This window comes from Shinella sp. M31 (assembly GCF_049199205.1).
GTDB lineage: Bacteria > Pseudomonadota > Alphaproteobacteria > Rhizobiales > Rhizobiaceae > Shinella.
The window spans coordinates 1-319 of the sequence record NZ_JBLZPH010000137.1 but is presented as its reverse complement, the minus strand read 5'-3'; the positions used below and the strand labels follow the sequence as shown (position 1 = coordinate 319).

Sequence of the window (319 nt, the reverse complement as noted above, 5' to 3'; positions counted from 1 at the left end):
CTCGGGTGCGATCCAGCATCTGGCCGGCATGAAGGACAGTAAGGTGATCGTTGCGATCAACAAGGACGAGGAGGCACCGATCTTCCAGGTCGCCGACTACGGCCTCGTCGCGGACCTCTTCGAGGCCCTGCCGGAACTGCAGAAGGCGCTCTGAACGGCATGGCGGGACTAATGGAACTCCCCGAACGCGAGTCGATGGAATTCGACGTTGTGATCGTCGGTGCCGGTCCGGCCGGCCTGTCGGCTGCGATCCGGTTGAAGCAGGTCAATCCGGATCTGACGGTCGTCGTGCTCGAAAAGGGTTCGGAAGTCGGCGCCC

At 62.7% G+C, this 319-nt stretch carries 1 protein-coding gene and 1 pseudogene; both read left to right on the top strand.

Annotated features, from left to right (window positions below; translation table 11 throughout):
- Positions 1-154 (top strand): annotated as a pseudogene (locus ACOZKU_RS21675) (electron transfer flavoprotein subunit alpha/FixB family protein); the annotation flags it as partial.
- Between the two features lie 5 nt (positions 155-159).
- On the top strand, positions 160-319 hold a 160-nt coding region (locus ACOZKU_RS21670), incomplete at its 3' end, for an FAD-dependent oxidoreductase (protein WP_421580637.1).